This is a genomic window from Ferrovibrio sp. (genome assembly GCF_046297595.1).
Lineage (GTDB): Bacteria > Pseudomonadota > Alphaproteobacteria > Ferrovibrionales > Ferrovibrionaceae > Ferrovibrio.
In genome coordinates this window covers 167,177-184,568 of the sequence record NZ_JBKBHT010000004.1, presented here as the reverse complement: position 1 = coordinate 184,568, position 17,392 = coordinate 167,177, and the positions used below count along the sequence as shown (strand labels likewise).

Annotated in this window: 20 protein-coding genes; 12 read left to right on the top strand and 8 right to left on the bottom strand. The window is 62.0% G+C overall.

Annotated features, from left to right (window positions below):
- Nucleotides 1–85 precede the first annotated feature (85 nt).
- From uvrB to ACK4FJ_RS12840, 8 genes are all read left to right on the top strand, one after another.
- Complete coding sequence (gene uvrB, locus ACK4FJ_RS12875; RefSeq protein WP_409767088.1) at nt 86–2,320, top strand: excinuclease ABC subunit UvrB; 2,235 nt, start codon at nt 86–88, stop codon at nt 2,318–2,320.
- Nucleotides 2,320–3,108, top strand: a complete 789-nt coding sequence (locus tag ACK4FJ_RS12870; RefSeq protein ID WP_409767087.1) for an SDR family oxidoreductase — start codon at nt 2,320–2,322, stop codon at nt 3,106–3,108. Before uvrB ends, ACK4FJ_RS12870 begins: the two co-directional genes overlap by 1 nt.
- Before the next feature lies 1 nt (nt 3,109).
- Nucleotides 3,110–3,538, top strand: a complete 429-nt coding sequence (folB, locus tag ACK4FJ_RS12865) for a dihydroneopterin aldolase (RefSeq protein ID WP_409767086.1) — start codon at nt 3,110–3,112, stop codon at nt 3,536–3,538.
- 325 nt (nt 3,539–3,863) lie between these two features.
- The gene (uvrC, locus tag ACK4FJ_RS12860; protein ID WP_409767085.1) at nt 3,864–5,759 is read left to right on the top strand and encodes an excinuclease ABC subunit UvrC; all 1,896 of its coding nucleotides are present in this window, start codon (nt 3,864–3,866) and stop codon (nt 5,757–5,759) included.
- Nucleotides 5,760–5,824: 65 nt separating this feature from the next.
- Entirely contained in the window at nt 5,825–6,433 is a 609-nt protein-coding gene (gene pgsA / locus ACK4FJ_RS12855; RefSeq protein WP_409767084.1) for a CDP-diacylglycerol--glycerol-3-phosphate 3-phosphatidyltransferase, read from the top strand.
- Nucleotides 6,433–6,684: a molybdopterin converting factor subunit 1 gene (moaD, locus tag ACK4FJ_RS12850; protein ID WP_409767083.1), complete on the top strand. Its 252-nt coding sequence runs from the start codon at nt 6,433–6,435 to the stop codon at nt 6,682–6,684. Before pgsA ends, moaD begins: the two co-directional genes overlap by 1 nt.
- A gap of 3 nt (nt 6,685–6,687) precedes the next feature.
- Nucleotides 6,688–7,143: a molybdenum cofactor biosynthesis protein MoaE gene (locus tag ACK4FJ_RS12845; protein WP_409767081.1), complete on the top strand. Its 456-nt coding sequence runs from the start codon at nt 6,688–6,690 to the stop codon at nt 7,141–7,143.
- A gap of 155 nt (nt 7,144–7,298) precedes the next feature.
- Nucleotides 7,299–7,868, top strand: a complete 570-nt coding sequence (locus tag ACK4FJ_RS12840) for a PAS domain-containing protein (RefSeq protein ID WP_409767079.1) — start codon at nt 7,299–7,301, stop codon at nt 7,866–7,868.
- Nucleotides 7,869–7,906: 38 nt separating this feature from the next.
- Here ACK4FJ_RS12840 and ACK4FJ_RS12835 read toward each other — a convergent pair whose 3' ends face one another.
- Nucleotides 7,907–8,791 carry a branched-chain amino acid aminotransferase gene (locus ACK4FJ_RS12835; protein WP_409767077.1) on the bottom strand — a complete coding sequence of 295 codons (885 nt, stop codon included), beginning with the start codon at nt 8,789–8,791 and terminating at the stop codon, nt 7,907–7,909.
- A gap of 189 nt (nt 8,792–8,980) precedes the next feature.
- On the opposite strand from ACK4FJ_RS12835, the gene ACK4FJ_RS12830 reads away from it, so the two are divergent.
- Genes ACK4FJ_RS12830 through ACK4FJ_RS12820 form a run of 3 tightly spaced genes read left to right on the top strand, consistent with a single transcriptional unit; the run spans nt 8,981 to nt 11,501 of the window.
- On the top strand, nt 8,981–9,475 hold the full coding sequence (locus tag ACK4FJ_RS12830) for a MarR family winged helix-turn-helix transcriptional regulator (RefSeq protein WP_409767075.1): 495 nt from the start codon (nt 8,981–8,983) through the stop codon (nt 9,473–9,475).
- A 7-nt stretch (nt 9,476–9,482) separates the two neighbouring features.
- Nucleotides 9,483–10,172, top strand: coding sequence for a response regulator (locus ACK4FJ_RS12825; RefSeq protein ID WP_409767073.1), 690 nt, complete (start codon nt 9,483–9,485; stop codon nt 10,170–10,172).
- Nucleotides 10,173–10,190: 18 nt separating this feature from the next.
- Nucleotides 10,191–11,501: an ATP-binding protein gene (locus tag ACK4FJ_RS12820; RefSeq protein ID WP_409767071.1), complete on the top strand. Its 1,311-nt coding sequence runs from the start codon at nt 10,191–10,193 to the stop codon at nt 11,499–11,501.
- Nucleotides 11,502–11,507: 6 nt separating this feature from the next.
- Here the strand turns inward: ACK4FJ_RS12820 and ACK4FJ_RS12815 are convergent, their stop codons facing one another.
- From ACK4FJ_RS12815 to ACK4FJ_RS12785, 7 genes are all read right to left on the bottom strand, one after another.
- The gene (locus ACK4FJ_RS12815) at nt 11,508–11,942 is read right to left on the bottom strand and encodes a DUF2914 domain-containing protein (protein ID WP_409767069.1); all 435 of its coding nucleotides are present in this window, start codon (nt 11,940–11,942) and stop codon (nt 11,508–11,510) included.
- 76 nt (nt 11,943–12,018) lie between these two features.
- Nucleotides 12,019–12,357, bottom strand: coding sequence for a tRNA-binding protein (locus tag ACK4FJ_RS12810; RefSeq protein ID WP_409767067.1), 339 nt, complete (start codon nt 12,355–12,357; stop codon nt 12,019–12,021).
- A gap of 124 nt (nt 12,358–12,481) precedes the next feature.
- A complete protein-coding gene (locus tag ACK4FJ_RS12805; protein WP_409767065.1) occupies nt 12,482–12,907 on the bottom strand; it encodes a phasin family protein in 426 nt (141 codons plus the stop codon).
- Nucleotides 12,908–13,031: 124 nt separating this feature from the next.
- Nucleotides 13,032–13,700: a TetR family transcriptional regulator gene (locus ACK4FJ_RS12800; RefSeq protein ID WP_409767063.1), complete on the bottom strand. Its 669-nt coding sequence runs from the start codon at nt 13,698–13,700 to the stop codon at nt 13,032–13,034.
- 60 nt (nt 13,701–13,760) lie between these two features.
- A complete protein-coding gene (proC, locus tag ACK4FJ_RS12795) occupies nt 13,761–14,516 on the bottom strand; it encodes a pyrroline-5-carboxylate reductase (RefSeq protein ID WP_409767061.1) in 756 nt (251 codons plus the stop codon).
- 157 nt (nt 14,517–14,673) lie between these two features.
- Nucleotides 14,674–15,177, bottom strand: a complete 504-nt coding sequence (locus tag ACK4FJ_RS12790; protein WP_300302940.1) for a YbjN domain-containing protein — start codon at nt 15,175–15,177, stop codon at nt 14,674–14,676.
- A gap of 269 nt (nt 15,178–15,446) precedes the next feature.
- Entirely contained in the window at nt 15,447–15,695 is a 249-nt protein-coding gene (locus ACK4FJ_RS12785) for an accessory factor UbiK family protein (protein WP_409767059.1), read from the bottom strand.
- Between the two features lie 180 nt (nt 15,696–15,875).
- Here ACK4FJ_RS12785 and lysS point away from each other — a divergent pair, with 180 nt between their 5' ends.
- Nucleotides 15,876–17,384, top strand: a complete 1,509-nt coding sequence (gene lysS / locus ACK4FJ_RS12780) for a lysine--tRNA ligase (RefSeq protein ID WP_409767057.1) — start codon at nt 15,876–15,878, stop codon at nt 17,382–17,384.
- The last annotated feature ends 8 nt before the right edge of the window (nt 17,385–17,392 follow it).

The window sequence follows — 17,392 nt, the reverse complement described above, 5'->3', positions numbered from 1 at the left end:
GTGCTGCCAGAAGATGGCAGCAGGGTGGCAACCAGACCCGCCCTGCCGCTTGGCGCTGGCTCCGTCCCACCCCATATTGGCAGCCATGAGCCAGTCCCCCGCCCCCAAGAGCATGGAACGCGAAATCGAGGATCCGGACCGCTTTGCGGACGCCAATTTCCCCGATTTTGTGCCCCATCGCCCGCCCCGTCCGGAAAAAAGCGAGGGCGGCATCGCCTATGACCTGCAAGCCCCTTACGAGCCTCGCGGCGACCAGCCCCAGGCCATCGCTGAACTGACCGGCGGTGTACAGGCTGGCGAGCGCGATCAGGTGCTGCTGGGCGTTACCGGCTCGGGCAAGACTTTCACCATGGCGCAGATCATTGCGCGCTCGGGTCGACCGGCCCTGATACTGGCCCCGAACAAGACCCTGGCCGCCCAGCTTTACGGCGAGATGAAAGCCTTCTTCCCCAACAACGCGGTGGAATATTTCGTCTCGTATTACGATTACTACCAGCCCGAAGCCTATGTGCCGCGCAGCGACACCTATATCGAAAAGGATTCAGCGGTTAACGAACAGATCGATCGCATGCGCCATTCGGCCACGCGAGCCCTGCTGGAGCGAGACGACGTCATCATCGTTGCGTCGGTATCCTGCATCTACGGTATCGGCTCGGTCGAGACATATTCGGAAATGACCCTGCCGCTGCAGGCCGGACAGGTGATCGAACGCGATGCCCTGCTGCGCCGCCTGGTCGACCTGCAATACAAGCGCAATGACGTGGCCTTTGCCCGCGGCGCCTTCCGCGTGCGCGGCGACGGCGTGGAAATCTTCCCCTCGCATATGGAGGACCGGGCCTGGCGCCTCTCGCTGTTCGGCGACGAGCTGGAGAGCATCGTCGAATTCGATCCGCTGACCGGCCAGAAGACCGGCGACATGACAGCCGTGAAACTGTATGCCAACAGCCACTATGTGACGCCAAAACCGACGCTCAATCAGGCGATCAACCAGATCAAGGTGGACCTGCAGCTTCGCCTCGACCAGCTCACCAAGATGGGCCGCCTGGTGGAAGCCCAGCGGCTGGAACAGCGGACCAGCTTCGATATCGAGATGATGATCGCCACCGGCGCCTGCGCCGGCATCGAGAATTACTCGCGCTATCTGACCGGCCGGGGCCCGGGTGCGCCGCCGCCCACGCTATTCGAATACCTGCCCGACAACGCCCTGCTGTTCGTCGACGAAAGCCATGTGACGGTGCCGCAGATCGGCGGCATGTTCCGCGGCGACTTCCGGCGCAAGGCCACGCTGGCAGAATACGGGTTCCGCCTGCCCTCCTGCATCGACAACCGCCCGCTGCGCTTCCGCGAATGGGATCGCCTGCGGCCGCAGAGCGTCTTCGTTTCGGCCACACCGGGCAAATGGGAACTGGAGCGCACCGGCGGCGTCTTCGTCGAACAGATCATCCGGCCCACCGGCTTGATCGACCCGGTCACCGAAATTCGGCCCGTGGAACACCAGGTCGACGACCTGCTGGCCGAGTGCCGCGAGGTGATACGCAAGGGCTATCGCGTGCTGGTCACCACCCTGACCAAGCGCATGGCGGAAGACCTGACCGAATATATGACCGATGTCGGCCTCAAGGTGCGCTATCTGCATTCCGATATCGACACGCTTGAGCGTATCGAGATCATCCGCGACCTGCGTCTGGGTGTGTTCGACATCCTGATCGGCATCAACCTGCTGCGCGAAGGCCTCGACATCCCCGAATGCGCCCTTGTCGCCATCCTGGATGCCGACAAGGAGGGCTTCCTGCGTTCGGAAACCTCGCTGGTGCAGACCATCGGCCGCGCTGCCCGCAACGTGGACGGCCGCGTCATCCTCTATGCCGACAAGATGACCAACAGCCTGCAACGTGCCATCGCCGAAACGGACCGTCGCCGTGCGCGGCAGCAGGCCTATAACCAGGAGCACGGCATCACGCCAGAAAGCGTGAAGAAGCAGATCGGCGACATTCTGCAATCGGTCTACGAACAGGATCACTACACGGTGGATGCAGGTGCCGCGAGCGAGGGCCATCTGGTCGGCCATAACCTGAAGGCCTATCTCGCCGATCTGGAGAAGCGCATGCATGATGCGGCCGGAAACCTGGAATTCGAGGAAGCCGCCCGCCTGCGCGACGAGATCAAACGGCTGGAAATGAACGAACTGGAACTACCCGGTTCGATCGCGCGCAAGCCACTGGGTTTGTCGGAAGATGCTGCCGCCGCGCCACGGCCGGCCGGTCGCTCGACGGCGGGCCGGGCCGGCTCGCGCCGAGCCTATCGTGGACGGAAACGCTGATGCCGGTTCCGTCGTCCGCCCCCACCGCGCTGGTCACCGGCGCCAGCCATCGTATCGGCCGCGCCATCGCGCTGTACCTGGCCGGGCGAGGCTATGCCGTTGCCCTGCATTGCAACCGTTCGCGGGATGCTGCCGAGGCCCTGCGGTCCGAGATAGCTGCACCCGGCGGCAAGGCCGCCATTGTCCAGGGCGATCTGGCGCGCCATGGCGATGTGATGCGGCTGGTGGATGAAGCAGCCGCCGCCCTCGGCCCGCTTTGCGTGCTGGTCAACAATGCCTCGCTGTTCGACTACGACCATGTCGAAACAGCCACGGAGCAAAGCTGGGACCGCCATCTCGACACGAACCTGAAGGCACCGTTCTTCCTGTCGCAGACCTTCGCCCGTCAATTGCCTCATGGTGTGCAAGGTAACGTCGTCAACCTGGTCGACATGCGGGTCTGGCGCCTGACACCGCATTTCGCCTCCTACACCGTGGCCAAGGCCGGCCTGTGGACCCTGACCCAGACGCTCGCCATGGCGCTGGCTCCCAATATCCGGGTGAATGCGATCGGCCCCGGGCCGGTCCTGCCCAGCCCACGCCAGACCGAAGAGCAATTCCGCCGGCAATGGGACAGCACCCCGCTGCAGCGCGGCGCCGAACCGGGCGAGATTGCCGCAGCCGTGGGATTCCTGCTTGACGCCCCGGCCATGACCGGCCAGATGATCGCCCTGGATGGCGGCCAGCACCTGCCCTGGCAGCAGAGCGGCCGGCCCTTCACAGCAGGCACCGGCGAGCCGGAGGAGTGACATGACGATCCATGCCCGCGCCCGTGCCGCCTGGGCGGAAATACCGGTTCCCGCCTTCACCGAGGCCAGCCAGCCGGCCCGCCGCGTTTTCGTGCGCGATCTGCTGCTGGACGCCCTGATCGGGATTTATCCCGAGGAGCGGGTCAAATCCCAGAAAATCCTGATCAATCTGGAACTCTGGGTAGCCGAGACACCGGGCGAGTCGCCGCGTTCGTATGACGAGGTGGTGTGCTACGAGCAGCTGGTGAAACGTACCAAGATGCTGCTTGCCGAGGGGCATATCGATCTGGTCGAAACCTTGGCCGAACGTCTGGCGGCACTCTGCCTGGCCGATGAGCGGGTACTGCGGACCCGGGTTCGCGTTGAGAAACCCGAAGCCATCGCGGAAGCTGCCGGAGTCGGGGTGGAAATCGAGCGCAGCCGCCGTTGAGGTTGCAATCGGCGAGCCCAGGCGTGTCAGTCTTGACTTTTGCAACCGTCTTCTGTTGCAGGCCGAATTGTGCACAGGGATATTCAGCGACTCGGAACTGGTCTTAACTGCGCGCTTTTTGGCAATAACCCTGTGAATAATTCATATTAGTTATTTATATCAGTTACTTATATGGAGTCTGCAACTTCGCGCCTAGGGCGAGATTTCGGTATTGTTATCCAATGCGACAATCTGCCCTGAGTTTCCCCACAAAGTTATCCACAGCCTTGGGACGCTTTTCTCAACGCCGTGTAATCATTGGGTTTTTATGAGTATGGTCAGGTGAATGACTGAACGCGATCCGCAGGCTGATTCTCTTGCGACGGGTGCGACGCCGGCGGATATCGGCGCTGCCGTGATTGCCCGCCATTTGCCTACTCTGCCTCTGGGCCCTGGCATCTACCGTATGATCGATGCCAGGGGCGAGGTGCTGTATGTCGGCAAGGCGCGTTCCCTACGCAAGCGGGTCACCTCGTATACCAAAACCGAGGCGCTGAGCGTCCGCATCCAGCGCATGGTGCGCCAAGTGGCGACGGTGGAGATCACCACCACACATACTGAGGCCGAAGCGCTGCTACTCGAAGCCAACCTGATCAAGAAGCTGCAGCCGCCCTTCAACGTGCTGCTGAAGGACGACAAATCCTTCCCCTATATCCTGGTGGCGCGCGACCATCCCTTCCCGCGCATCACCAAACATCGCGGCGCCCGCGACGTGCCGGGCGATTATTTCGGCCCCTTTGCCTCCACCGGTGCTGTGCATGTCACCCTGAATGCAATGTCGCGGGCTTTTCCGCTGCGCAGTTGCACCGACAGCGAATTCGCCAGCCGAACCCGGCCCTGCCTGCAATACCAGATCAAGCGCTGCAAGGCTCCCTGCGTCGGCCGCATCGACGAAGCCGATTATGCCGCCATCGTCGATGAGGCCCGGGATTTCCTGAGCAATCGCAACCGGCATGTGCTGGAAGACTGGGGCCGGCGCATGCAGGCCGCCTCCGATGCCCTTGATTATGAGGCCGCCGCGGAACTGCGCGATCGCATACGGGCGCTCGCCCACATCACGCAGAAACAGGATATCAACCTGTCCGAGATCGACGATGCGGACGTGATCGCCATCCATGCGGAAGGCGGCCTGGTCTGTGTGCAGATATTCTTTTTCCGCGCCGGCCAGAATTTCGGCAACCGCGCCTATTTCCCTGCTCATGCCCGTGACGTGGAGATTGATGAAGTGCTGGATGCCTTCATTGGCCAGTTTTATGCCACACGTGAACCGCCGCGCCTGATCCTGGTCAATCATGCCGCCGAGAATGCGCCGCTGATAGAGGAGGCCTTAAGCAAGCATGCCGGTCATCACGTCGAATTGCATTGCCCTCAGCGCGGCGTAAAACGCCATCTGGTCGAACTGGCCGCCGACAATGCCCGCGATGCCCTGCGTCGCCGCATGGCGGAAACCAGCACCCAACAGCAGTTGCTTGCCGGTGTGGCGGAACTGTTCGGCCTAGAAGCGCCGCCGCAGCGCATCGAAGTCTATGACAACAGCCACATCATGGGGCGCCATGCCGTGGGCGGCATGATCGTGGCGGGACCGGAAGGCCTGCGCAAGAACGCCTATCGCAAGTTTAACATCAAGGGCGAAGACATCGAGCCCGGCGACGACTACGCTATGATGAAGCATGTGCTGACCCGTCGGTTCCAGCGCCTTCTGAAAGAGGATGCCGAAGACGAGAATGCCGCCGACTGGCCCGACCTGCTGCTGATCGATGGCGGCAAAGGCCAACTCAGCGCCACGCTCAAAGTGCTGGAGGAACTCGGCGTCGATGACGTACCGGTGGTGGGCATCGCCAAGGGGCCGGACCGCAATGCCGGTCGCGAGCAGTTTTTCCTGCCGAACCGCGAACCCTTCATGCTGGAACCACGCCATCCGGTGCTGTTCTTCCTGCAAAGGCTGCGCGATGAAGCGCATCGCTTCGCCATCGGCACGCATCGCGCCAAGCGGGCCAAGGACCAGATCAAATCCCCGCTTGACGAGATTCCGGGCATCGGCGCCGCCCGCAAGAAAGCGCTCTTGCTGCATTTCGGCTCTGCCAAGGCCGTCTCGCGGGCCGGATTGCCCGATCTGGAGGGGGTGCCGGGCGTAAGCAAAACTGTTGCCAAACGCATCTATGACCATTTCCACGGCGGCTGAAACCCGCTCCCATTCCGGGCCCAACTCTGGCCCTGCGCTCCAGCCCATGCGATAATTCAACTGCCATGCTGAACGGCCTTCCCAATATCCTGACCGTCTCGCGCATCCTGGCGATTCCGGCGATCTGCGCGGCATTCTTCCTGCCCGGCGCCTGGAGCGCGTGGGTTCCGCTGGCCCTATTCGCAGCGGCCGGCATCACCGACTGGTTCGATGGCTATCTGGCGCGGAAATGGGGCCAGATGTCGGACCTGGGTCGTTTCCTCGATCCAGTAGCCGACAAACTGCTGGTAGCCGCCGTCATCCTGATGCTGATCGCTTTCGAGCGGATCGACCGCATCACCTGCCTGGCTGCCGTCGTGATCATGTGCCGCGAGATCACCGTAACGGGCTTGCGTGAATTTCTAGCCGAGCTGCGGGTCAAGGTCCCGGTCTCCCGTCTGGCGAAATGGAAAACCACCGTGCAGTTGATCGCGCTGGCGATCCTTATTGTGGGCGATCATGGACCTGCTGAAATCCCGGTCCGATTACTCGGAGAAATCGGTCTGTGGCTGGCGGCGATCCTGACCATCTACACCGGATGGGATTACCTGCAGACCGGCCTGCGTCACATGGCCGCCGAGCCGGCCAAGACAGGCTCCCAGGCGACTGCCGTGCAGAGCAAAGGGGCGGAGTGATGCGTGTGCTGTATTTTGCCCTGCTTCGCGAACGCGTCGGTGTGGCAGAGGAAACCGTCAGCCCACCCTCGGAAATCCGTACCGTTGGCGATCTGGTCGACTGGCTGCGCCGGCAAAGCCCGCAGCACGATCACGCCCTGGCCGATCCGGCGATGGTCCGCGTAGCGGTCAACCAGGATTATGCCCGACCCGACCATGCCGTGGCGCCGAACGACGAAATCGCCTTTTTCCCACCGGTGACCGGAGGCTAGGCCATGACGGTTCGGGTCCAGCGTGAGGATTTTGACACGGCGGCCGAACTGGAACGATTGTCAGCCGGCAATCCCAGGATTGGCGCGGTGGTAACCTTTACCGGATTGGTCCGGGATTTCAGCGGATCGGGCGACCCCGGGCAGAGCATGACCCTGGAACATTATCCGGGCATGACCGAACGACAGCTAGGGGAAATCCTGGCGGAGGCGGAAAGCCGCTGGCCGCTGGAGGCCGCCCTGGTGATCCACAGATACGGCGAGTTGGCGCCGGGTGATCGTATCGTGCTTGTCGTGACGGCCTCGGCTCATCGTCAGGCCGCCTTTGAAGCCAATGCCTTTCTGATCGACTGGCTGAAAACCAAGGCGCCATTCTGGAAGCTGGAACAGACTGGCGGCAAACGCCGATGGGTTGAAGCGAAAACCAGTGACGATACGGCCGCAGCCCGCTGGCAGCGCTGAGCCGACCTTTACACTACTGGAACTGTAAGAATATCAGTTTACTACCGCCCTTCCGTGTGGCATGTCGTATTTGTCATAGGTCAGCCCTGTCATGGTGCCGGCCGCATAAAGTGTGATGTGCGTAAAGCAAATCTTTCCACGATTCATTGCGGCCCATGATCATCCCCCGCGCCCCGGATTCTTCATCAACCAGCGATATTGCACCGGTTGCGCCTGACCGTATCCGCAGCAAATCCCTGAGGAATCTGCTTAATTACTGGGACTCAAAGGCCCACCAGCTGGAGCGTCTGCCATCGCGCGCCGATCTGCAGCCGGACGAAATGGTGCCCTTCCTGCCCTTCGTCGCCCTGATCAATGTGCAGGCGGGTCCGCCGCGTTTTCAGTTTCGTCTGGTCGGTACCGGGATCGTTGGCGCCATGGGCCGCGAAACCACCAACCGGAATGTCGATGAGGCCTTGTTCGGGGCCAACGCCCCCAATGTTGAGACCTTTTTCAGCATGCCTCTCGACAACCGCGGGCCCGCCTATGCCACCGGCCAATACACCATCGCCCCCAGCGGGCGAACACTGGCTTTCGAGACGTTATTGCTGCCGCTGTCGAGCGACGGTACGGCGATCGACATGTTACTCGGCGGCCTAGTGGGTGAGCGCGTTCAACGGGACGAACAAATCTGCGGCTTCCAATACGATTTCTTTTCGCCGCTCGTGCAAACGGCCGCGCCTTAAGCGCGGCCGTCCGGCATTCATCCGAATTTCTGTCTGGATTAAGCGGCCGCCTTGCGGCGCGTGGCTGCATCGAAGTCGGCCAGCAGCGCCTGACAGATATTACCCGGCTTGAAGCTGTAGGGGCCGATTTCCGAAACCGGGGTGACTTCGGCAGCGGTGCCGGTGAGGAAGCATTCCTGAAAACCGCTCATTTCCTCCGGCATGATCGCCCGCTCTATCACCTCGATCCCGCGCGCCTTCGCCATCGCCATCACGGCCCGCCGGGTGATGCCATCAAGGAAACAATCCGGCGTCGGCGTATGCAGCTTGCCGTCTTTGGCAAAAAAGATGTTGGCTCCGGTAGCCTCGGCGACCTGGCCGCGCCAATCCAACATCAGGGCATCCTGATAGCCTTCGCGCTCCGCCTTGTGTTTCGACAGCGTGCAGATCATGTAAAGCCCCGCAGCCTTTGCCTTGGTCGGCGCGGTATTCGGCGCTGGGCGACGCCAGTCGCTGATCTGCAGCCGCAACCCCTTCATCTTTGCTTCCGGCGAAAAATAGCTCGGCCATTCCCAGACAGCGATGGCGAGGTGAATCTTGTTCTGCTGCGCCGACACGCCCATCATTTCCGAGCCGCGCCAGGCCACCGGCCGCACATAGCAGTTCGGCATCTTGTTCGCAGCCACGGTCTCGCGTGTGGCGCGATCGATTTCCTCGACCGAATACGGGATGGTAAAGTCCATCAGCTTGCCGGAGTCATAAAGCCGCTGGCTGTGTTCGGTCAGGTGGAAGACTTCCCCGTCATAGGCCCGCTCGCCCTCGAAAACGCAGGACGCATAATGCAGCGCATGGGTCAGGACATGCAGTTTGGCATCCCGGAACGGGATCAGTTTGCCATCGAGCCAGATCAGGCCATCGCGGTCATCATATGGGATCAGGGACATCGGCTGCTCCTTGGGCGAAAACGGAACTAGGTATTATTATTACTATTTGGATAGCGCATAAGTAACAATATGATCGATATATGTCAATACTACTGCCATATTTTTCGTACATTGCTGTGTTGCCGATTTTACTGTTGCTGGCAAAGGTCAGCTTGAAGCCGGCTATCCCTTTGCGCCATATAGAACATCATGACTGACCTGAAATCGCTGGCGAACCCCCTGTTCCTGCGTGAGGATGAACTCCGCCAGGGCATCGAGCTGTTGTTCTACGCCTATCGCGATTTTACCCGCGGGCCGGATGAAATCCTCGACCGCTACGGTTTTGGCCGCGCCCATCACCGGGCCCTCCATTTCATCAGCGGCAATCCGGGGATCACGGTGGCCGAACTGCTGGCCATCCTGCGGATCACCAAACAGAGCCTGTCGCGCGTGCTTTCGGCACTGATCGAAGGCGGTTTTGTCCGCCAGCAGCAGGGCATACGGGACCGCCGCCAGCGTCAGCTGTTTCTCACTGAACAGGGCAAGAATCTGGAAAAGCAAATCAGCATGGTGCAGCAGGCCAAGGTGGCGCAGGCCTATCGCGAGGCCGGTGCCGAAGCCGTCGCCGGCTACCGCAAGGTTCTGGCCGGCCTGATCGACGAGCAGGACCGGCCGGCCATTCTGCGCGCCATACAGCGGCGCTGAACCTGCCATGGATCTGGCCGAACCGCATATCCTGATCGTCGATGACGACGAACGCATCCGCAATTTGCTGACCCGCTATCTTGCCGGCCAAAACTTCCGCGTTACCGGCGCCGAAGACGCCGCCGATGCGACCGCCAAGCTGGCATCTGTCAGTTTCGACCTGCTGATCGTAGACGTCATGATGCCGGGGCAGAATGGCTTTGACTTCGTGGCCGAATTGCGGCGCAAGAAGAACCATGTGCCTGTGATTCTGCTGACCGCGCGCGGTGAGGCCGAGGATCGCATCACGGGCCTGGAAACCGGCGCGGACGACTATCTGCCCAAGCCATTCGAGCCGCGTGAATTGACACTACGGATAAACTCTATCCTCAAACGTGCAGCTCGGCCCGCGCCAACACCGCCCAGTGCGGCAATACGCTTCGGCGAATTTTCCTTTGACGCGGTCCGTGGCGAGTTGAAACGGGACGAGGACATCATCCCGCTGACCACTGGCGAGGCTCAGTTACTGCGTGTCCTGGCGCGCAACCCGGGCACCACCGTGCCGCGTGCGGCGCTGGCCGATCCGACCAGCGGCGGCGAAAGCCGCGCTGTCGACGTGCAGATCACCCGCCTGCGCCGCAAGATCGAAACCGATCCGCGCAACCCGCGCTACCTGCAGACAGTCTGGGGCGAGGGTTATGTGCTCTGGGCGGAATAAAGCGCTTTAGGTTGCGGCATGTGGCTCAAACGCTTTTTGCCGCGCAGTCTCTTCGGTCGCTGGCTTCTGCTGCTGGTGGGTCCGATTGCCGTTCTGCAGGCTTTGCTGGCCTATATCTTTTATGAACGCCACTGGGACACCGTAACCCGCCGGCTGGGCCTTGGCCTTGCCGGCGAAATCGCTCTGCTGGTCGAAATGCGCGAAGCTGGCACCGATCCCGCCACACTGACCGATCTCGTGCTCGGCATGGGCCGCACGCTGGAACTCCAGATCAATTTCCGGCCTGGCACGAGTTTCCCGCCCGATATCCCGCCCCTGCGCCGTTTCTCGATTCTAGACCGGATGCTGGTTCAGGCATTGGGAGAGCGCTTGAAACAGCCCTACCAAATCGATGCACAGCGCGATGATCGCACGGTGATCGTCTATGTACAGCTTGCTGATGGGCTGCTGATGGTCACCGCGCAGGAAAGCCGCGTTTTTTCGGCCAGCACCTATGCTTTCATGATCTGGATGACGGCAGCCTCCGCGCTGCTGTTGGGTATCGCGGTGCTGTTCCTGCGGAATCAGATCAAGCCGATCCGCCGACTGGCAGAGGCAGCCGATGCTTTCGGCAAGGGCCGCGAGATCAAGGATTTCCGCCCCAGCGGTGCGGATGAGGTTCGAGCCGCCGCCCGCGCCTTCCTGGCCATGCGCGACCGCATCCGCCGCCATATCCGCGAACGTACAGATATGCTGGCCGGTGTGAGCCACGACCTTCGCACACCGCTGACACGCATGAAGCTGCAGCTATCGCTGATGCCGGCGAACGAGGAAATCGATGAACTGAAACGTGACATCGATGAAATGGACAGGATGGTGAGTGCCTATCTGGCGTTTGCACGCGGCCAGAGCGAACAGCCCGCCGAACCGACTGATCTTGCTCATCTGGTCAATGAATTGGCTGATGACGTACGCCGGCGCGGTCGCGAATTGCAGATCGATATGCCCGAGCACCTGACCCTGCCGCTGCGCCGGCTGGGCCTGAAGCGCGCCTTGGCAAATCTGATAGAGAATGCTCTACGCTTTGGTCGGACGGTACGCTTGAGCGTTATCCGCATGGAAAAGAGCGTCGAAATCCATGTCGATGATGATGGCCCCGGCCTGCCGGAAAAAGAGCGTCACCGGGTGTTCCGGCCATTTTACCGCCTGGATCAGGCACGCCACGGCAGCGGCAATGTCGGCCTGGGCCTGACTATCGCGCGTGACGCCGTGCTGGCCCATGGCGGCGAGATCGCCCTGGATAAATCGCCGCTGGGCGGCCTGCGTGTGGTGATCCGCCTGCCCGGTTAGGCGAGCCTATTCTTCGATGGCTTTTTTCGGTTCAGCGACGGTGAAGCGCCGTTCCCCCTGCAGCCGCCCCTTGCTGTCTTTCAGCAGCACGGCCCATTCACCAGGAAAAATGCGGGACTGCGACCAGATGCGCCAGTTGCGGCTGACATCCACACGGGCCTTCGATCGCCCGACTTCCTCGTCGTTGCGCATCCAGTGAAACCAGAACATTTCCCCGCCCGCAACGACCTGGGTGCAGTCGAGCCGCGCAAAGGCATAGGCCCGCTCCGTACCCGGCGGATAATCGCCTTCCAGGATGCCTTGCGGCTCTAGGTTGATCACGTTGCGGGTCATGGCGAACTGGCGCACGACGCAGTCATGCTCCTGCGCGCCGGCGGTAGGAGCAAAGCTGATGAGGAGCGCGAGCAGCGCGGTGGCCAGGAAAAAAGTGTTTTTTGTCATTGGGCTGGTCCGTGACGGGATTGTCGGCCGAGGGCACGGCCGGGGTCAATACGCTGCAAGTCAGACATTGGGAGTATCAATACATCCGGCCGCCATTCGGCACCGGCTGGTCCGGGCCGATCAGCACCACCTGACCGTCCGGGTCAGGCAGGCCCAGCACCAGGATTTCCGACATGAAGGAGCCGATCTGGCGGGGCGGAAAATTCACCACGGCGAGAACCTGCCGGCCCGGCAGGGCTTCGGGCGTGTAGTGCCTGGTAATCTGGGCAGAAGATTTCCGCACCCCCAGCGGGTCGCCGAAATCGACCCACAGCTTGATCGCCGGCTTGCGCGCTTCCGGAAAAGGCTCGGCACGGATGATTGTGCCAACGCGGATGTCGACCCGATGAAAATCGTCGATGGTAATCTCGCCCACCTGCGCGCCTCCCTTTTATGCCGAGAATGCCAAAAACAGAAAACGGGCGGGATTTTTACCCGCCCGTTGTGTATCTGGCAAATTGCAGGCTCGGAGACGTCCGGAGACGGCGTCCCGGGATGGCTTATTTCTTCGGCTTGCCGAACGCCTTGCGGAATTCCTCCAGGTTCTCGTTCATCCGCTGGTTGATGAGATCGAAGGCCTCGCTGTTGGTCTTCGACATCATCTCGGCCAGTTCGCGCAGGTTGGCCATAGCCTTTTCCATGGCCTGCTTGGCCGCATTCGGATCCGGCATGTTGGGGGAAACACCACCCTTCATCAGGCTGGCCACTTCGGCAGCGGCTTCCTGGAAAATCTCGGCCTGGCGCTTCGCCACCGCCTGATAGCCTTCCAGCGCCCGCTTGTTGGCAGCAGTGATCGCCTCAAGGTTCTTCTGCTGGGTCGCCGCCAGGGAAGTGGGATCGATGCCCGGCAGTTTCAGGTCGGAGAACAGCTTAGCCGGATCGAAGGCGGCGAAGGCGGCGAAAGGATTCTCGGCACTCTTGCTCATGACTTGCTCCCGTGATGCGTGTCTGGAAATCGAAGCCAGCATACCGGTGGCTGCCGGCGGCGTCAAGAATTTATTGTGCACTGCACAATAAATTCTTATCTTGTAGAAACAATACTATAGCGCTCTATGTCGTCGCTTTATCTCGCATATGCGAAATCGGACTCCGGGCAGTCAGGAACCGCATTGCCTGGCCCAGCCGCTTGTCCAGATGGGCCATGGTGGCAGAAAGATCAGCGCTCTCGTCCTTCAGCCAGACCCGAAGGGTATCCAGGTAGACAGCGCCCAGCGTCTTGCGGCGCAGAATCCCGGCCAGACCGGATTGGTCGAGCCCGGCGGAGGCCAGGGTCCAGTCCAGACCCTGCCGCAAGCCGCCATACAGGAAGCAGGCGAGCGCCGCTGGGTCGGCCGGCAATTCCCGCATCAGGACGCGGATCGCGGCCTTATGCGGCGTCAGGGCATCGAGCCGCGCCATCACCGCCTCGAACAGCCGATCCTTCGCCAAGGCGGCATCGTACGACTCGTGGGGGACAGCATCCCCCAGCCCCGCCAGCATCGCGGCATCAATGCGGTGGGCATATTCGGTCAGCATGTCGGTTTTCGAGGTATATTTCTGATAAAGCGTCCCAAGGCTCATGCCGCTCGCCTCGGCGATGCGGGTCAACGTGACCTGACGCCAGCCCTGCTCGGCAACGAGGTCCAGCATCGCATCAACCGGGTCGCGGCCAGCATCTGCCGCGCTGCCGGCCTTGCCTGCGGAACGTTTTCGGGTGGACTGCTTCGTCGCCTTGGCCATGGCCGTCTCCCGTTCGGATGGGTCTAATCTGGTGTCGGCGCTGCCGACCGGCAAGGTGCCTCAGCCGGCCAATTCCCGCGATCGTTTCGCCGCCGCGGCCACGGCGCGCTCCATCAGCGGAGCCAAGCCGTCCGGCGCCATCAGAACGTCCAGGGCCGCCTGCGTGGTTCCGTTCGGACTGGTCACATTATTGCGCAATTGCGTCGGGCTGTCCGGGCTCTGCCGCATCAGCAGGCCGGAGCCGACGACCGTGGCCTGCGCCAGGCGGGCCGCCAGGGACTTATCAAGCCCCGCCTTTTCACCGGCAGCAGCCATGCATTCGGTCAGCCAGAAGACATAGGCAGGACCCGAACCGGACACGGCGGTGACGGCGTCGATCAGTCCTTCATCCTCCACCCAGGCCACCTCGCCCACGGCGGCAAGCAGGTCGCCACAGAAGTTCCTCTGATCCGCAGAGACTCCGACACCGGGGCAGCAGACCGTGATGCCGGCCCCAACCGCGGCCGGCGTATTGGGCATGGCGCGAACGACAGCTGCCTGGCCGCCCAGCAGGCGGTTCAATGTGGCAGTCGTCTTGCCAGCAGCGATCGACAGGATGCAGGCGCCTTGGTTGGCATAGCCGACATAGGCCGGCGCCACTGCATCCATCACCTGCGGCTTGACTGCCAGCATCACCAAGGTTGGGGAAAAATTGGCGGGAATGGTTTCCGCTGCGCCGACCTGACGAATGCCAGCGGGTAGATCCGGGACGGGATTTGGTTCGACAATCACGATATCGGTGGCGGCGATGCCCTGGCGCAGCCAGCCGGCCAGCAAAGCGCTGCCCATCTTGCCACAACCAACCAAAAGAATGCCTCGGTTCATCCCGCTCTCCTCGCCAGCACCAGAAACGATGCGGGAAAAGTAGCCGGATGCCGGGGCCGGGTTAAGGGCTGGCCCTGAAAATCAGACGCTGGAATTCAATCCGTGCGGATCAGGCTTCGCCGACGCATTCGAACATGGCGGCGGCAACAGCGTCTTCCGGCGTGCGCCCGCCCCAGACCAGGAACTGGAAGGCCGGATAGAAGCGCTCGCATTCCGACAGGCCGATTTCCATCAGATCCTCGATCTGCTCGGTGGTGGCGCCATGGCCGCCACGCAGCAGCAGGGCCTGGCGGAACACCACCATGCCTTCTTCGACCCAGTAATCGAAATGCCCGATCAGGGCCTTCTCGTTCACATAGGCCAGCAGGGAATGCAGGTCGCGCCGCCGATTGGCCGGCACCTTCATGTCGAAGGCGCAGGTGAAACTGAGCGCGCCGAGTTCGTCGCGCCAGGAGAACCACATCTGCTGTTCGCAATAGCGGCCAGACACACCAACGGTGAGTTCATCGGAACCCTGGCGGTCGAACGGCCATTCATGTTCGCCAACAATCTGTTCGACCAAGTCGAGCGGGTTGAGGCGGCTGGTGGTTTCGGCTTCGATCAGTGTCCGCATGCGCTAGCGCTCCCCCTCTGCGGCGTGCCGGTTCTCGGCAGGTACTCCGAAACGGCTGACAAGGTTGGGAATTTGACCCCAGGCGGGGACAACACCGGCCTTCGCCGAGCAAGCCCCCATCCCCTCGGCTGACCATATATGTAGGTGTCGCGAAACAGTAGGCACCATAGATTTAGAGTATGCGGTGGAATCCCACTGTGCAAGGGCGTATTTACGAAAAATTCATGAAATTCGCCTGATCCGGGCGAGAGTTAGGACTGATCGCCGAATCAGCCATTCTGCTTGGATTCGAGCGCGGCCAGCCGTTCGGCGAGGCGGATATTCTCCTCCCGAGCCGCTTCGGCCATGGCCTTCACGGCCTCGAATTCCTCGCGGGTGACCAGGTCGACGTCGGCCAGCGCCTTTTCCAACCTCTGGCGGAAGGCCTGCTCCACCTCACCCTTCACGCCATGCAATGCCCCGAGCGCACCGGTGGCGATGCGGCTGAGATCGTCGAGCAGGCGGTTATCGGTCTGCATGGCGCGACTCCGTGGCGAATGTCTCCTTCCGATATGGCGGGCCAGGGCATGAGCCGCAAGCGCCGGGAGCCCTTTTCCACAGCTATTCCGCACCCAGATAGCCGGTGCCGAAGTGTTGGAAAGCCGGGGGGCGGGTGCTAGGTTCCGCCCCCAACGCACAGATTTACTGGCAGAATTACCGTGACCGAGCAGACCCCCGTCGACGTTTCCGGCGAACGCGCCAATCGTGAAGCCAAGCTGGCCCAACTGCGCCAGCAGGGGCTGGATCCTTATGCCGCGCCGAAATTCCCCAAATCCCACAAGAACGGGGCGGTGCATGAGGCCTATGCCCATCTGCAGCCCGACGAGCGCACCGACGACAGCGTGGCGGTGGCCGGCCGCGTGATGGCGATGCGCAACAGCGGCATGTTCATCGACCTGGTCGACGATACCGTGAAGCTGCAGGTCTATACCGCCAAGGAAGACGTGCAGGGCAAGCTCGCCACCGTGATGAAGGCGCTGGATCTCGGCGACATCATCGGCGTGCGCGGCACCGTGCGCCGCACCAAGCGCGGCGAAATCACGGTGGACAGCACCGAGGTGGTCGTGCTGGCCAAGGCGCTGGAGCCGCCGCCGGAAAAGTGGCACGGGCTGAAAAATGTCGAGCAGCGCTACCGCCACCGCGAATACGATCTGATCGGCAACGAAGAAAGCCGCACCACCCTGCGCGCGCGCTTCCGCGTGATCCAGTCGGTGCGCAACTTCCTCAGCGGCGAGGGCTTTCTGGAAGTCGAGACGCCGATGCTGCACACGATCCCGGGCGGCGCCATCGCGCGGCCTTTCGTGACGCATCACAATGCACTCGATATCCCGCTCTACATGCGCATCGCACCCGAGTTGCACCTCAAGCGGCTGGTGATCGGGGGCTTAAGCGAGAAAGTGTTCGAGATCAACCGCTGCTTCCGCAACGAAGGCATCTCGCCGCGCCACAATCCTGAATTCACCACCATGGAACTCTATCAGGCCTACGCCGATTACGAGGACATGATGGATATCGCCGAACGCACCATTGCCAATGCGGCCATCGTCGCCACCGGCAGCACCAAGGTGAAGTTTGGCGAACACGAAATCGACTTCACGCCGCCCTTCCGGCGCGCCACCATGCTGGGCCTGATCGAGGAGCATGGCAAGGTGAAGCTGGAAGGCCTGGATGATGCGCAGGCCCGCGCCGCCGCGAAGACGGCCGGCGTCCCGATCGCCGATGGCGCCAGCTGGGGCAAGGTGGTGGAGGCCTGCTTCGAGCATTTCGTCGAGCCCAACCTGATCCAGCCGACCCATGTGGTGGCCCTGCCCAAGGCGATCTCGCCGCTAGCCAAAGCCAATCACGCGAACCCCGATATCGCCGAACGTTTCGAGACATTCTGCAATACCTGGGAAATCGCCAACGCCTTCTCCGAGTTGGCCGATCCGCAGGAGCAGCGTGCTCGCTTCGAGGACCAGCAGAGCCAGCGCGATGGCGGCGACGACGAAGCGCATCGCATCGACGAGGATTTCCTGAAAGCCCAGTCGGCCGGCATGATGCCGATGGGCGGCCTGGGTATCGGCATCGACCGCCTCGTGATGCTGCTGACCAATTCGCCCACCATCCGCGAAGTGATCGCCTTCCCGACCCTGCGTCCACGCGGCGCGGGCGAGGCCCAGGACGAGTGATGCTCACC

Excerpts from the sequence above, each read along its gene's own strand:
- ACK4FJ_RS12790 (WP_300302940.1), bottom strand. The coding sequence starts at position 15,177 with ATGCGGACACTGATCGAAGCCGAAACCACCAGCCGCCTCAACCCGCTC.
- ACK4FJ_RS12870 (WP_409767087.1), top strand. The coding sequence starts at position 2,320 with ATGCCGGTTCCGTCGTCCGCCCCCACCGCGCTGGTCACCGGCGCCAGC.
- ACK4FJ_RS12840 (WP_409767079.1), top strand. The coding sequence starts at position 7,299 with ATGATCATCCCCCGCGCCCCGGATTCTTCATCAACCAGCGATATTGCA.
- ACK4FJ_RS12785 (WP_409767059.1), bottom strand. The coding sequence starts at position 15,695 with ATGCAGACCGATAACCGCCTGCTCGACGATCTCAGCCGCATCGCCACC.
- ACK4FJ_RS12820 (WP_409767071.1), top strand. The coding sequence starts at position 10,191 with ATGTGGCTCAAACGCTTTTTGCCGCGCAGTCTCTTCGGTCGCTGGCTT.
- ACK4FJ_RS12835 (WP_409767077.1), bottom strand. The coding sequence starts at position 8,791 with ATGTCCCTGATCCCATATGATGACCGCGATGGCCTGATCTGGCTCGAT.
- uvrB (WP_409767088.1), top strand. The coding sequence starts at position 86 with ATGAGCCAGTCCCCCGCCCCCAAGAGCATGGAACGCGAAATCGAGGAT.
- pgsA (WP_409767084.1), top strand. The coding sequence starts at position 5,825 with ATGCTGAACGGCCTTCCCAATATCCTGACCGTCTCGCGCATCCTGGCG.
- moaD (WP_409767083.1), top strand. The coding sequence starts at position 6,433 with ATGCGTGTGCTGTATTTTGCCCTGCTTCGCGAACGCGTCGGTGTGGCA.
- ACK4FJ_RS12830 (WP_409767075.1), top strand. The coding sequence starts at position 8,981 with ATGACTGACCTGAAATCGCTGGCGAACCCCCTGTTCCTGCGTGAGGAT.
- ACK4FJ_RS12815 (WP_409767069.1), bottom strand. The coding sequence starts at position 11,942 with ATGACAAAAAACACTTTTTTCCTGGCCACCGCGCTGCTCGCGCTCCTC.
- uvrC (WP_409767085.1), top strand. The coding sequence starts at position 3,864 with ATGACTGAACGCGATCCGCAGGCTGATTCTCTTGCGACGGGTGCGACG.
- ACK4FJ_RS12825 (WP_409767073.1), top strand. The coding sequence starts at position 9,483 with ATGGATCTGGCCGAACCGCATATCCTGATCGTCGATGACGACGAACGC.
- ACK4FJ_RS12845 (WP_409767081.1), top strand. The coding sequence starts at position 6,688 with ATGACGGTTCGGGTCCAGCGTGAGGATTTTGACACGGCGGCCGAACTG.
- ACK4FJ_RS12805 (WP_409767065.1), bottom strand. The coding sequence starts at position 12,907 with ATGAGCAAGAGTGCCGAGAATCCTTTCGCCGCCTTCGCCGCCTTCGAT.
- folB (WP_409767086.1), top strand. The coding sequence starts at position 3,110 with ATGACGATCCATGCCCGCGCCCGTGCCGCCTGGGCGGAAATACCGGTT.
- ACK4FJ_RS12800 (WP_409767063.1), bottom strand. The coding sequence starts at position 13,700 with ATGGCCAAGGCGACGAAGCAGTCCACCCGAAAACGTTCCGCAGGCAAG.